This is a genomic window from Streptococcus sp. 263_SSPC (assembly GCF_001071995.1).
Classification (GTDB): domain Bacteria; phylum Bacillota; class Bacilli; order Lactobacillales; family Aerococcaceae; genus Granulicatella.
Genome location: NZ_JVNU01000049.1, coordinates 37,265 through 50,100, shown reverse-complemented (window position 1 = coordinate 50,100; position 12,836 = coordinate 37,265). Strand labels below are relative to the sequence as shown.

General features: G+C 38.4%; 14 protein-coding genes and 1 tRNA gene. 5 read left to right on the top strand and 10 right to left on the bottom strand.

Translation table 11 applies throughout. The features are described 5' to 3' along the window. Positions 1-98: 98 nt before the first annotated feature. A complete protein-coding gene (locus ADH02_RS07220) occupies positions 99-908 on the bottom strand; it encodes a metal ABC transporter permease (RefSeq protein WP_048783737.1) in 810 nt (269 codons plus the stop codon). Continuing rightward, complete coding sequence (locus ADH02_RS07215) at positions 857-1,561, bottom strand: metal ABC transporter ATP-binding protein (protein ID WP_048783735.1); 705 nt, start codon at positions 1,559-1,561, stop codon at positions 857-859. Before ADH02_RS07215 ends, ADH02_RS07220 begins: the two co-directional genes overlap by 52 nt. 162 nt (positions 1,562-1,723) lie before the next feature. On the opposite strand from ADH02_RS07215, the gene ADH02_RS07210 reads away from it, so the two are divergent. Next, the gene (locus ADH02_RS07210) at positions 1,724-2,080 is read left to right on the top strand and encodes a DUF1304 domain-containing protein (protein ID WP_048783733.1); all 357 of its coding nucleotides are present in this window, start codon (positions 1,724-1,726) and stop codon (positions 2,078-2,080) included. Between the two features lie 141 nt (positions 2,081-2,221). On the opposite strand, the gene ADH02_RS07205 is transcribed toward ADH02_RS07210, so the two are convergent. Then, positions 2,222-3,547, bottom strand: coding sequence for an SHIRT domain-containing protein (locus ADH02_RS07205; RefSeq protein WP_048783732.1), 1,326 nt, complete (start codon positions 3,545-3,547; stop codon positions 2,222-2,224). Between the two features lie 158 nt (positions 3,548-3,705). Here ADH02_RS07205 and ADH02_RS07200 point away from each other — a divergent pair, with 158 nt between their 5' ends. Together ADH02_RS07200 and ADH02_RS07195 are read left to right on the top strand one after the other, a co-directional pair. Next, positions 3,706-4,728, top strand: a complete 1,023-nt coding sequence (locus ADH02_RS07200; protein WP_048783731.1) for an SPFH domain-containing protein — start codon at positions 3,706-3,708, stop codon at positions 4,726-4,728. Positions 4,729-4,730: 2 nt separating this feature from the next. After that, positions 4,731-4,934 (top strand): hypothetical protein, encoded by a 204-nt coding sequence (locus ADH02_RS07195; protein WP_005608052.1) that lies wholly within the window; start codon positions 4,731-4,733, stop codon positions 4,932-4,934. A 297-nt stretch (positions 4,935-5,231) separates the two neighbouring features. Here the strand turns inward: ADH02_RS07195 and ADH02_RS07190 are convergent, their stop codons facing one another. Genes ADH02_RS07190 through ADH02_RS07180 form a run of 3 tightly spaced genes read right to left on the bottom strand, consistent with a single transcriptional unit; the run spans position 5,232 to position 8,332 of the window. Further along, positions 5,232-6,356, bottom strand: coding sequence for a PIN/TRAM domain-containing protein (locus ADH02_RS07190; protein WP_048783730.1), 1,125 nt, complete (start codon positions 6,354-6,356; stop codon positions 5,232-5,234). 14 nt (positions 6,357-6,370) lie between these two features. Continuing rightward, complete coding sequence (gene radA / locus ADH02_RS07185) at positions 6,371-7,756, bottom strand: DNA repair protein RadA (protein ID WP_048783729.1); 1,386 nt, start codon at positions 7,754-7,756, stop codon at positions 6,371-6,373. A 12-nt stretch (positions 7,757-7,768) separates the two neighbouring features. After that, entirely contained in the window at positions 7,769-8,332 is a 564-nt protein-coding gene (locus ADH02_RS07180; RefSeq protein WP_048783809.1) for a dUTP diphosphatase, read from the bottom strand. 241 nt (positions 8,333-8,573) lie between these two features. On the opposite strand from ADH02_RS07180, the gene ADH02_RS07175 reads away from it, so the two are divergent. Next, positions 8,574-9,677 carry an ABC transporter ATP-binding protein gene (locus ADH02_RS07175; RefSeq protein ID WP_048783727.1) on the top strand — a complete coding sequence of 368 codons (1,104 nt, stop codon included), beginning with the start codon at positions 8,574-8,576 and terminating at the stop codon, positions 9,675-9,677. A gap of 70 nt (positions 9,678-9,747) precedes the next feature. Here the strand turns inward: ADH02_RS07175 and ADH02_RS07170 are convergent, their stop codons facing one another. From ADH02_RS07170 to ADH02_RS07160, 3 genes are all read right to left on the bottom strand, one after another. Then, positions 9,748-10,086: a hypothetical protein gene (locus ADH02_RS07170; protein WP_048783726.1), complete on the bottom strand. Its 339-nt coding sequence runs from the start codon at positions 10,084-10,086 to the stop codon at positions 9,748-9,750. Between the two features lie 39 nt (positions 10,087-10,125). Beyond that, a tRNA-Ser gene (locus ADH02_RS07165) sits at positions 10,126-10,213 on the bottom strand. Between the two features lie 374 nt (positions 10,214-10,587). Next, positions 10,588-10,794 carry a hypothetical protein gene (locus tag ADH02_RS07160; protein ID WP_048783725.1) on the bottom strand — a complete coding sequence of 69 codons (207 nt, stop codon included), beginning with the start codon at positions 10,792-10,794 and terminating at the stop codon, positions 10,588-10,590. Positions 10,795-11,189: 395 nt separating this feature from the next. Here ADH02_RS07160 and ADH02_RS07155 point away from each other — a divergent pair, with 395 nt between their 5' ends. After that, positions 11,190-11,468 (top strand): hypothetical protein, encoded by a 279-nt coding sequence (locus ADH02_RS07155; RefSeq protein ID WP_048783724.1) that lies wholly within the window; start codon positions 11,190-11,192, stop codon positions 11,466-11,468. A gap of 400 nt (positions 11,469-11,868) precedes the next feature. On the opposite strand, the gene rlmH is transcribed toward ADH02_RS07155, so the two are convergent. Continuing rightward, entirely contained in the window at positions 11,869-12,348 is a 480-nt protein-coding gene (gene rlmH, locus ADH02_RS07150; RefSeq protein ID WP_048783722.1) for a 23S rRNA (pseudouridine(1915)-N(3))-methyltransferase RlmH, read from the bottom strand. Positions 12,349-12,836: the final 488 nt, after the last annotated feature.

Genomic DNA, 12,836 nt, shown 5'->3' with positions numbered 1-12,836 from the left:
CCAAATAATCTTATGAAAGTTACTATACGCCCTCTCATCATTTTCGTCAAACTGATTCCACAAAAAAAGCCTACCAAATAAATGGTAAGCTTTGTTCATTATGCTTTTTTACGGAAGGCACTCACGATAAATGAGATAAATAAGATTACAAGGAACACACATGTAATCGCAGCTCCCGGAGGTGCTTCGTAAATATAGGAAGCTGAAAGTCCTGCAAAGAATCCAATCAGACTGATGATAATTCCGCCGATAATCACGCCATTAAACTTACTGCTCACTCGAAGCGCAATCGATGCTGGCAATACAATAACGGCTGACACTAGAAGTGACCCTGCGATTGGCATCATCACTGCAATCACAACCCCTGTGATAATCGTAAAGAGATTTGTCATCAAGCGAACGGGTAATCCCGCTGTCATCGCTGTATCTTCATCAAATGATAATACATATAGTGGTTTACGGAAAATCACGTATAACCCCACTACAACAACTGCTAGTAGAATCATAATCCACATTTGCTCATTTGTAATCGTCACGATTGACCCGAATAAGAACTGGTCCACACTTAGCGTTGAACGTCCTTTTTGCATATTCATCAGGATGAGGGCAATCGCCATTCCTCCCGACATGAGAATCGCAACGGTAATTTCAGAATATCCTCTAAAGTATTTTCCAATCGCTTCGATGAAAACTGCTGCGATAATTACCACAATCAGCGTTGTGAGTGTTGGATTCATCCCCAAAAGAAATCCTAGCGCTACCCCAACAAGGGATACGTGCGACAAGGTGTCGGCCATCAGTGACTGTCTTCTAAGAATTAAGAACAATCCAAGAATTGGCGTGATAAAAGCCATCGCTATTCCTGAGATGAATGCTCTTTGCATGAAACCATAGAAAAACATCTCCATGGAGAATCCTCCTTTCGTTGCAGATGGATATGTTTATCCACGTATTGCTCAAGCGCTTCTTCCTCATGAGTTACCATTAAAATGGCTTTCCCGTGATGAGCGCATGCATGGTGTAATAAATGATAGAATCTCTCGCGCGACGCTTTATCCATACCGGCAGTCGGTTCATCGAGGACGAATAAATCTGGGTCTGTCGCAAAAATTCTTGCTAAACAGATGCGTTGTTTTTGCCCTCCTGATAAATCTCCGATACGTTTATTACGTTGATCCCACATCCCTACGGATTTGAGAGAGCGTTCGATATGTTCATGATCTTCTGCATTTAATTTTTTGAACCAGCGACCTTGTTGGTAACGACCTGACGCCACAAGTTCATACACGTTTGATGGGAACCCTACATTAAAAGAAGAAATCTGTTGCGGAGCGTATCCAATCGATAACTTCTCGCCATTGCTATTTTTCTTTGCAATCGTGGCTTTCCCACTCTTTGGTGTTAAGAGTCCTAATATATTTTTTACTAAAGTAGACTTCGCTGCTCCGTTTTCCCCAGTCAAAATCACAAACTGACCTGGTTCCACTGTAAAGCTAATATCTTCAAGTACTGTCTCTTGTTCATATGAGAAAGAAAGATGTTCTACTGAAATATAACTCATGCCTTTCTCCTTTCTAAATCGTAGTGATTCTTTTTTATACAATGGATAGAATAGCATATTGAGTGCACTCCGTCAATGTTTCGCCCTTTCAAGACATATCATTCGCTTCTATTAAAGTAGCAGAGTATACTCTTTTCTGTTCAATAAAAAGGAGGAAGACAAATGTCTATCATTATTACTATTTTAACGGCCCTCGTTGCACTGGAATTCGTGTATATTTTCTACTTGGAAACACTCCAAACGACTTCAGAAGCCACAAGCCGCGTCTTCAATATGAGTGTTGAAACATTGAAGAATGCCAATATTACGACGCTCTTTAAAAATCAAGGTGTCTACAACTTGATGATTGCCGTAGGATTAGTCTTTGGATTAATCGTTGGTTCTAAAGAATTGGTCGGATTCTTACTTTTCAATATCATCGTCGTAGCAGTATACGGCGGACTTACTAGCCAAATTAGCATTATCTGGAAACAAGGTGGACTAGCAATTGTAACGTTCATCTTATTACTTGTTTTATAGTAACTTGAAAAGGATTCGAGATAATCTTAATGTGGTGTATAGCGAAGTTACTGATAGCATCACTAAAAAGTAAAACCCCTTCTAAGATTATTACTTAGAAGGGGTTTTTATTTCTATTGTAATTCGCACTAAGAGAATCCATTAGCCCTCTTTACGACGACCTTGAGCAAATAATCCGAACCCACTCAACGCTATACAAACTCCCACTATAACTGTTGTTAGGACTCCTGTTGTCCCTGTATTTGGTAGTTCTGCTTCTGTTACTTTCTCCGAAGTCTGCACTTCTGTTGATTCTGGTTGTTCTACATTTGCTTCCTTTTGAGTCGTTGGAACTTCTGTTGTTTCTAATTTTTCATCAGTTGATTCCGTTTGATTGCTTTGTTCTTCTGTTGATTCTTCTGGCGCTGGTTCTTCGTCAGCAACAAACGTCCATGTACCAGTGAATTTTAAATTCCATCCATTAAGATCCCACTCACTAAGAAGTTTTTCTGTTACATCATATGAAACGAATGTCCACGTTCCTTTTTTGGTAGAATCGTAAAAAGTAGTTTGCTTTGGTTGCTCAGCAACAATCTTCGTTTCACTATACTCTTTTAGATTTCTATAATAATAGTAGTAAGTTCCTTTGTGAAACGGTTTTAAGTGATCTAATACTCCTTCAATCTCTTTGCCTTTGGTTCCACTAACAAATTCATATTCCACGTTACGAGGTATTGGTTGCCAATAAAGATTAAGAAATTCTTGAACTTTTGGGAAGTCATAGCGGAATTTCGAATTCTTATTGTAATCTAACTCTACCCGCAACCCGTCTCCTGCCGGGTCAGGTTTCGGATGGTATTCCCATTGCGCATCGTCATCTTTCACAATGATTGGTTCGTACTTACCAGTAGCTTCATTCCAGTTCATTAGTTTCTGAATAATTTTTAAGTTTTCAGGAATGTCAACATGATTTTCAAAATCCGCATAAGAAATACGCGTTGTTTTAAGTTTGGCTGCTTCATTTATCATTGATTCTGGCAAAGGAACAAATACTGGTCCACCAACTACATATGAATAATCAATATAATCAAACCACTTCCATTTACCTGTAAATACTACATCCCCGTTTTTGATTGTTCTAGCGTCTGAATCGAATCCTTGGAAAACCCAATACCCTTCTCCTTCAACAACTTGGCGTGGTATTCCCTCACCAACTACTTTTTTAAATTCAGTTGTTGGTTGAACTAAACTACCTACAGGATACTCTTCGTCTCCAGGTAATACATCCAATACTCTTTGAGGTAATTCTTTTCCAGGCGTACTACTTATAAATTTATATTTTACTTTATAAGTTACTGCAGGCGCCTCTTCAGCAAATACAACTTGTGTAATTGATGGCGTTGATGGTGCAAATATACTCGCGATAGCCATCGAAGCTGTAAGTCCCACAAGTTTACGAATTAAATTTCTCTTTTTATTTGAATTCATTGTTCTTCCTCCCGCTTTTGTTAAATGATACCATAAATAATTACTCTTTACAACATTTTGTGAATCTAATAACTTATTTTCTATCAGCCTTATTATATTGCTTTTCGGATTTCAGAGTGATATCATTTAGATATCAAATAGACAAAGGAGTCTTTTTTATGAACGAAAAAATTTTAAAAACAAAGTCTAACGGTTTTGCTGCGTTGTTTAGTATTTTACTTCTCCTAATCCTTTCAGTTGTGGGCTTTATTTCCTCAATTGCATTGATTAGAAACGACGGGCTTCAAGTATTTTGTATTCTCCTCAGCATTCTAGTATTTATCAGCAGTCTTGTCCTTTTTGGAGGACTAAAAGTTGTCAAACCTCAAGAAGCGATTGTTTTGACGCTCTTTGGGGAGTACACAGGAAGTATTAAGGAACCTGGCTTCTATTTTGTAAATCCATTTAGCGTGGCTGTAAACCCTGCTGCGAAAACAAAATTAGGCCAAAGCGGCGACGTCGATCGTCAAAACACTCCGGTCACAATTACCACTACAGGCGGCGTTGAAGCGAACTTACACGCCTTAAAAAATCAAATTTCTCTAAAAATTATGACGTTAAATAACACTCGTCAAAAGATTAACGATTGCCTAGGGAACCCTGTAGAAATCGGAATTGCTGTTACTTGGAGAGTGGTCGATACAGCTAAAGCCGTCTTCAACGTAGATAACTACAAAGAATACTTATCTCTTCAATGTGATAGCGCGCTTCGTAATATCGTGCGCATCTATCCATATGATGTAGCTCCAAACGTTGACACAACGGGTGATGGCGTTGCCGATGAAGGTAGCTTACGTGGTTCAAGTGAAGTCGTTGCAAAACGTATTCGCGATGAGATTCAAGCACGTGTTGAAAATGCAGGTCTTGAAATCATCGAAGCACGTATCACTTACCTTGCTTACGCCCCAGAAATCGCTGCAGTAATGCTTCAACGTCAACAAGCTTCTGCAATTATTGACGCTAGAAAGATGATTGTAGACGGTGCTGTTGGAATGGTTGAAATGGCGTTAGAACGCTTAAACGAAGGAGAACTCGTAGAACTTGATGAAGAACGTAAAGCTGCGATGGTCTCTAACTTACTAGTTGTTCTTTGCGGCAATCATGATGCTCAACCAATCGTTAACACAGGAAGCCTATACTAACGATGGCTGATTTAAAGAAAAAACAAATCCCATTACGACTGTCTTCTAAATTATATGCTGCTATCGCATCATGGGCAGAAGATGATTTTAGATCAGTCAATGGACAAATCGAATACTTATTAACGGAATGCGTGAAGCAACGCAAGAAAGATGGTAAATACGTCTCTGAAACTATTGACGAACCATTTGAAATCGATATTGAATAACAAAAAGGATGGACGAAATTCGTCCATCCTCTTTATTTTCTCTTCAAATTGTCAGCAGTCGTTGATTTCATGCAGTCCAAAAGAAAATTAAGTATAAGCACTATGATTACGCAGAATCATGCGGATTTTATAATAACAGTAACGTGATTCGCAAAAAAGACGAATTAAAGGGAGTTCGGAATTTATTCCGTACTCCCTTTTTGAGTTTTTTAGGCGAGAGACACTAGGCTCGAGCCGGTGCAACGTTACCGTTATTATAAACAAATCCGCAAGGATTCGAAGTAATCATTTTGCACTTTATTGTTTAATTTTCTTTTGGCTATGCAGTGGTTTGGCGAAAATCATACGACCTGCTGCAGTTTGAAGCGCGCTCGTTACGACCACTTCAATCTCTTGATTCATATAATATTGTCCATCTTCCACGACAATCATCGTACCATCATCCAAGTACGCAACCCCTTGTTGGCGCTCCGTTCCCGATTTAACCACCGTCGTCTTCAAGGTTTCCCCTGGAATCACAACTGGCTTGATGGCTTGCGCTAACGCATTAATATTAAAGACCGGCACATTTTGGAACTCGCTCACTTTATTTAAGTTAAAGTCATTCGTGATAATAATACCGTCAATCGCCTTAGCCAAGCGAATCAACTTGCGGTCTACTTCGTTAATATCGTCATAGTCCCCATCGTAAATTTCTACTTTAATATTCTCTTCTTTTTGAAGAGCGTTTAAAATATCTAATCCACGGCGACCTCTCACGCGTTTTAAGCTATCTGCGCTATCGGCGATATATTGTAATTCATTCAGTACGAATACTGGAATTACCAGCACCCCTTCGATAAAGCCTGTTTTAGCGATATCGTAAATACGTCCATCGATAATCACGCTTGTATCGAGCAGTTTATATTTCCTGAAGTTATCTCCTGCTTTACGTTCAAGCACTGGAGAATCCTCCGTTTTCTTTCTTGTCGCCGTAAATGCTTTTAGAATATCTTCCCGACGCGTCGTTCCGACATAAAATCCAAGATACCCAAAGATAATGCTAAGGGCAATTGGTACAGATTGCGTAATTGCTGGAATTTGTAAGTTTGTAAATGGCAATCCAACGAGCCATGCGACTAAGAGCCCAATGAGTGCACCAATCATTCCAAAGAGTAAATAGCTCACAGAAAGTTGGCTAACGAGTTTTTCAAGTCTACGAATGCCCTTTAAAATCGGATCCGTTACGAAAAATGAAATAAAGAATAAAATAATGGCACCTAACAAAATATTCGTAACTTGCGATGTTAACCATTCATTCGTAATGTTGAACGCTTGCCATAGACTTGGAAAGTACGTTGCACCTAAAGACCCTCCGAGCAATACGAAAATCAGTTGTAATAACTTTCTTCCGTATGCTCGAAATTTTTTAGGTTGTTCCATAAAATTTCTCCTTTCTAATTTTCTTTTCCGAAGGCTTTATAAATAGCTTCTTTGACAGAAGATACGCCAACGACTTCGATATTTTTTGGAAGTTCCCATCCATCTAAATTATTTTTTGGAATAAAGACACGCTTGAATCCGAGCTTTTCGGCTTCGCGAACACGGTCATAGACACGGTTCACTTTGCGAATTTCTCCGGTTAAGCCGATTTCGCCGATAAAGCAATCACCCATTTGCGTTTCTTTTTCCTTGTAACTTGAAACGATACTCATCGCAATCGCTAAGTCGACTGCCGGTTCGTTCAGTTTCAAACCACCTGTTGATTTAAAGTAAGCATCTTGGTTTTGTAATAGAAGACCTGCACGTTTCTCAAGTACCGCCATCAAGAGCGCGACACGATTATAGTCTAGCCCACTTGTGGTACGACGGGCATTTCCAAAGGCCGTTGGTGATAGTAAACATTGCACCTCGGTTAAAATTGGTCTAGTTCCTTCAAGAGACACGACGATTGCCGAACCAGTTGCGCCTGCCAGACGTTCTTCTAAGAAGACTTCGGAAGGATTTGTTACCTCGTTGAGCCCTTCTTGATGCATTTCGAAGACCCCAATTTCGTTGGTAGACCCGAAACGATTTTTCACGGAACGAAGCACACGGAAACTATGATGTTTATCCCCTTCAAAATACAGAACGGTATCCACCATATGTTCCAACATACGAGGCCCTGCCAAGGCACCCTCTTTTGTCACGTGACCAACGATAAAGATGGCAATTTGATTGAGTTTCGCAAGTCGCATCAACGTTGCTGTCGCTTCACGCACATGAGACACACTTCCGGCTACCCCGTTAGCCTGAGGATGTGTCATCGTTTGAATCGAGTCGATAATGACGTAGTCCGGCTTCAACGCTTCAACTTGCGCAACGATATCTTCTAAGTTTGTTTCAGCATAAATATAAAATCCGTCTGCTTGCATCCCGAGACGTTCCGCACGCATTTTAATTTGCGACGCACTTTCTTCTCCGGATACATAGAGAACTGTGCCTTGTGTTTGTTGGAGTTCACTAGACACTTGTAATAATAAGGTAGATTTCCCAATCCCAGGGTCCCCACCGATTAATACTAAGGATCCTGGCACCACGCCACCCCCGAGCACGCGGTCAAGCTCACTAATCGATGTCTTCACACGGTTCACTCTCTCATACGCCACTTGATCCAGACGCATTGGTTTGGTCTTATGCACTTCTTCTGAATGTTGCACTAAGGAAGGACGTTTCGCGTTACTGGTTGTTTCCTTGAATTCCTCCATCGTAGACCAATTGCCGCAGTTTGGGCATTTTCCTAAATATTTCGGTGAATTATATCCACACTCTCTACATACAAAACTTGTCGTTGCTTTTGCCATTTTGGCTCCTTTCTAACGAACGCCAGAAGAACCAAAACCACCTGTACGTTCATTCATATCGTTTTCTTCATCCGCATCCGCTTTTAAGAACGGTAGGAAAATTCCTTGGCCGATACGATCTCCTTTTTTAATTTCTTTATCGAATAATCCGAAGTTTAATAATTGGAAGTAAATATGCCCTTCATTGTCAGGGTTGTTATAGTAGTCACTATCCACAACGCCTACCCCGTTTGGTAAGACAAGGAAGTGTTTCAATGGGTTACTTGAGCGGTTTGCTAGTTGTAAGTACTCATCTTCTTGCATATAAGACTTGATTCCTGTTGGCACAAGCACTGGTTTTAGCACTTTTTGCTCTTTTGCAAGTTCCGCTTCCACTGTTTCTTTATCGGTTGTATAAATCCATTGTTTTAATTGAGTGGCTGCAAATTTAAAAATCATTTTCCAAATGCTTGGTAAAACGATATCTTCGGCAGCTTCGAAGTCATATCCTGCTGAATGTTTTGTTGAACGTTTTGGAACAGTGATTCCTTTTCCTTCATAAGCAGATACAATTTCAAATCCACGTTTTCTTTCCATTTCATCACCTTTTTCATGTAAGTTTCTAACCCCTATCATAACATTGTTTGCCACGTGTTGCATCCATCTCAATACTTTTTTACTTCTTTATTATAAGTTACGTCCAAATCTTAAAAATAAGAGATGCTTTTTGGGCAAAGTGCACAATTTTTACAAGCGTTTTTGTGCAACCTTCCCCTATCTCTTTTCCTCAAAAAAACGTAAACTGTTACTGTAAAACAAATTATAGGGGGAAATCCTAATGGTAGAAATGCAATTAAACCATATTTACAAAAAATATGACAACGCGGAAAACTATTCCGTAACAGACTTTAACTTACACATCAAAGATCGCGAATTCATCGTATTCGTAGGACCTTCTGGATGCGGTAAATCAACAACTCTTCGTATGATCGCTGGTCTTGAAGATATTTCTGAAGGGGAATTAAAAATCGGCGACGTTGTAATGAACGACGTAGCTCCAAAAGATCGTGATATCGCGATGGTATTCCAAAACTATGCCCTATATCCTCACATGAGCGTATATGACAACATGGCATTCGGTTTGAAATTACGTAAATACGACAAAGCTGAAATTGACAAACGTGTTAAAAACGCTGCTGAAATCTTAGGTTTAGCTCAATACTTAGAACGTAAACCAGCTGCTTTATCTGGTGGTCAACGTCAACGTGTGGCTTTAGGACGTGCGATCGTTCGTGATGCGAAAGTATTCTTAATGGACGAACCTCTTTCTAACTTAGATGCTAAATTACGTGTTGCGATGCGTGCTGAAATTGCGAAATTACACCGTCGTTTAGAAACAACAACAATTTACGTAACTCACGACCAAACAGAAGCGATGACAATGGCTGACCGTATCGTTATCATGAAAGATGGTATCGTACAACAAATCGGTTCACCACAAGAAGTGTACAACACTCCTAACAACGTATTCGTAGCTGGATTCATCGGATCACCAGCAATGAACTTCTTCAATGTAACATTGCAAGATGGCGTGATTTCAAATGGTAAAGGTTTATCATTACAATTACCTGAAGCGAAGAGAAAACTTCTTGAAGACAAAGGTTACAACGGAAAAGAATTAATCTTCGGTATCCGTCCAGAAGATATCGAAAGTGCTCAAATCGCTATCGATACTTACCCATCATCTTCAGTGAAAGCAGAAGTTGTCGTATCAGAATTACTTGGTGCAGAAACAATGCTCTACACTCGTGTGGACGATACTGAATTCGTATCTAAAGTGGATGCTCGTGACTTCCACAACCCAGGCGAAACAGTTGAATTAGCATTCGACTTAAACAAATCTCACTTCTTCGACAAAGAAACTGAGGAAGTTATTCGCTAAGAATACACTATAGAAACTACAAAAGCTGACAGCTCAAATGAGCCGTCAGCTTTTTCATTTATACATTTATTTATTCGTCTACTTCTTGAAACTCACATTCAAAGCGATATTCAAAGAACTTCTCGATGACTGCTTTCAGTTCATCCGTACTGAGATTTTGAATAATCGCATCGAAATCAATCGCTTCTAATTCATCTTCAGTCAACTTTTGATAAGGCGGAAGATCTGAATATTGTCTTAATTCGTCATAAACAATAAAATCCCCATCGATAAAAGACTCAATAAGTCCACGTCTTTGAAGAAGGTAAAACAACTCTGGATAACTATCAGCTGTAAAACTGTACACCGTCTTATCAGAATAAATACCGCAACAGTGTGTTTGGTTCAGATTTAATTTCACTTTTGTCATATTGTTTCCGCCTCCACTATTTTGTTCTCCGTAAAAGTAAGGAGAAGAGGAGATTTGAACTCCCGCGCCGCTTTCACGACCTATCGCATTTCGAGTGCGACCCCTTCAGCCTCTTGGGTACTTCTCCATGATTCTAGTATAGTACGGAGATTTTCTTCAATCAATCCTTTTTTAACGATATCGTTAAAAAGCCCGTTCTATTTCATATATACAAACCATTAGTAAAGATAGAATTATTCGTCTAAATATTTTATATCCTGGGCGCTGAGCTAATGCAACTTGTCTACTAAAGTTGAAACTCATCTATGTTAATGCTAATATGAGCTTACAGAGGGATTTACTCCCATATGATGGATTTAGAAATAAATCCTGATTCAAAGTATAGAGTTTAACACTCATAAAGGTAGTCATAATGATGACTACCTTATTTATTTAATAAACATTTATTTCTATAAAATAAAAAGGATAGTCAAAAAGCAGGGAGCAGAGTCCCTGCTTTTACTATTTATCTTTAAAGTCATCTTTTATAAGTCTTTCTGCACATTGATTTAATTTGCTTGCTGTTTCAAACGAAACGTTTTTCAATTCTCTAGTTCCGTTGATTAGCCTTGCAATGAGCGGTTGTGAAACACCACTTTCTTTTGCAATCCGATATCCTGAGTAATTCTCAAATAACCATTTTATTTTGTATTCATCCGCTTTTAACATAGTGTTCTCCTAATCTTCTGTATTTAATACTTCCCATTTAATTGTCATTCTTGTTTCCTCCTGAATACCATACGATCAAAGCAACTACGATAATAATAATTATATGTTTCATCTTGATTTCCTTTTTCTACTTAATATATAATCGAGGGGAGGGAAGTTATCCTTCCCCTCTTGAAAAACGTCATATCCTTCTTTTGCGGTTTGGGTTTTGTCGTTTTTCTTTTTTTGTGGCTTTGTACCACTCTCTAGCTTCTTTTGATATTGCAACAGCAATTCTGACAATCGCTACTCGAGTTGTGATTTTTCCCTGTTCTAACCTCTTATTTCACTCATTTTCATATTGTTGTAACCCTCTTTCAGTTCTGTAATCGGAATTGGGGGAAGGGGGTGATTTTATGAAAATAAAATTTGATTTTAAAGAACTAGATAAGAAATTAGAAAGTCTAAGTGGAAATGTTCCACTGGATGAATTATTAAATTCTAATTTCATAAGGAAGTATACTCAATTCCAAACTGCTCAAGAGTTTGCAGATACTAGTTCTTTTGACTTTTCAAACATTGAGTCTATCAACTCTAATGATTTGGATAAATTTGTTTCCGCACATACCAAGTTCTCGTCTTGGCAAGAAATGCTTAATCACGCTGGCGCGGAATGGATTCAAAATCAATTTTAATTTTTGATTTGGAAATCTTATCTAGAGCTTCTTGAAGGTTGTCTTTTTCTTTAGCAACTTCAAGAAGCTCTTATAATTCGTCTAATCCTTAAACAATAGTTTTAACTTCTACATCCATTCGTATCATCTTCTAAAAGAAGATAAGTTACTAATAACAAAAAGATTATACTCTTGATAAATTAATCATAATAGAAAGTCAAAAGGATAGTCAATTTATATCTATACAAAATAAAAAACCACCGACACGTAGCCGGTGGAAAAAAGGATTAGAAATATTTATTTGGGAGGATAAATATTCTCTTTGGGAATAACTAAAGTATAGAGGCACATTATGAAAATACTATGAAAATACAATTTTCATTTTGCACTTTCTTTTCACTTTTTCTATGAGAATCTTTACTTATTTATGATATGCATGTCCGGCATTAATACGGAATGCACGGTAAATTTGCTCAGTTAGAACGAGTCTCATCAATTGATGCGGCAACGTAATACGGCCAAATGAGATCTTGCGGTCGGCACGTTTTTTCACGGCCGGACTCAACCCAAGAGAGCCGCCGATGACAAAGACCATTGAACTCTTCCCATGAAGCGCGAAGGTATCCATCTCTTTTGCGAGTTGTTCTGAACTCACTAAGTCACCTTCAATCGCCATCGCTACAACGACATCTCCATCTTTAATTTTAGAAAGGATACGCTCGCCCTCTTTTTCGAGCACTTGTTCCATCTCTTTATCGCTTAAATTCTCAGGAGCTTTCTCATCCGGTACTTCCACAACCTGGAACTTGCAGTAGCTGCCTAAACGTTTCGCGTATTCATCGATCCCTTGTTTTAAATATTTTTCTTTCAGTTTTCCTACACTCACAATTGTGATATTCATTTGATCCCCTCATTTCACAAATTATCTTACCTTTTTTTGGAAAAAATTGCTTGTTTTATCCCTTTATCCACAGTTATCCACAAAGTTATCCACATGTACACATGTTCGCCCCTAAATTTTGGGCTTTTTTTATGAAAAACACTAGATATTGATTCAATTTTTTTATTTGTTATCTAATTGTTATATTTCTAAAAGGTGGAAATATGCGAGTTATCCACAGTTATCCACACACTTTTTGTGTATACCAAAACACTATTATATCAACGTTTTTAGCAATTGGTCACCAAAGTTATCCACAATAAAATTTTATCATGTGAATAACTTTTTTCAATAAAATCCGATAATTAAGCCATTTTTAGCCTATCCATTTTCAACACCGATTTTCCACTTCACAGACTTGACAAGGGGGTAAACCCACAGTTTTCCACAGACTTATCCACATTTTTGTGGATAACCTTGTGGAAATACACAAAAAAAAGTCGAATAGC

Excerpts from the sequence above, each read along its gene's own strand:
- ADH02_RS07220 (WP_048783737.1), bottom strand. The coding sequence starts at position 908 with ATGGAGATGTTTTTCTATGGTTTCATGCAAAGAGCATTCATCTCAGGA.
- ADH02_RS07215 (WP_048783735.1), bottom strand. The coding sequence starts at position 1,561 with ATGAGTTATATTTCAGTAGAACATCTTTCTTTCTCATATGAACAAGAG.
- ADH02_RS07210 (WP_048783733.1), top strand. The coding sequence starts at position 1,724 with ATGTCTATCATTATTACTATTTTAACGGCCCTCGTTGCACTGGAATTC.
- ADH02_RS07205 (WP_048783732.1), bottom strand. The coding sequence starts at position 3,547 with ATGAATTCAAATAAAAAGAGAAATTTAATTCGTAAACTTGTGGGACTT.
- ADH02_RS07200 (WP_048783731.1), top strand. The coding sequence starts at position 3,706 with ATGAACGAAAAAATTTTAAAAACAAAGTCTAACGGTTTTGCTGCGTTG.
- ADH02_RS07195 (WP_005608052.1), top strand. The coding sequence starts at position 4,731 with ATGGCTGATTTAAAGAAAAAACAAATCCCATTACGACTGTCTTCTAAA.
- ADH02_RS07190 (WP_048783730.1), bottom strand. The coding sequence starts at position 6,356 with ATGGAACAACCTAAAAAATTTCGAGCATACGGAAGAAAGTTATTACAA.
- radA (WP_048783729.1), bottom strand. The coding sequence starts at position 7,756 with ATGGCAAAAGCAACGACAAGTTTTGTATGTAGAGAGTGTGGATATAAT.
- ADH02_RS07180 (WP_048783809.1), bottom strand. The coding sequence starts at position 8,332 with ATGGAAAGAAAACGTGGATTTGAAATTGTATCTGCTTATGAAGGAAAA.
- ADH02_RS07175 (WP_048783727.1), top strand. The coding sequence starts at position 8,574 with ATGGTAGAAATGCAATTAAACCATATTTACAAAAAATATGACAACGCG.
- ADH02_RS07170 (WP_048783726.1), bottom strand. The coding sequence starts at position 10,086 with ATGACAAAAGTGAAATTAAATCTGAACCAAACACACTGTTGCGGTATT.
- ADH02_RS07160 (WP_048783725.1), bottom strand. The coding sequence starts at position 10,794 with ATGTTAAAAGCGGATGAATACAAAATAAAATGGTTATTTGAGAATTAC.
- ADH02_RS07155 (WP_048783724.1), top strand. The coding sequence starts at position 11,190 with ATGAAAATAAAATTTGATTTTAAAGAACTAGATAAGAAATTAGAAAGT.
- rlmH (WP_048783722.1), bottom strand. The coding sequence starts at position 12,348 with ATGAATATCACAATTGTGAGTGTAGGAAAACTGAAAGAAAAATATTTA.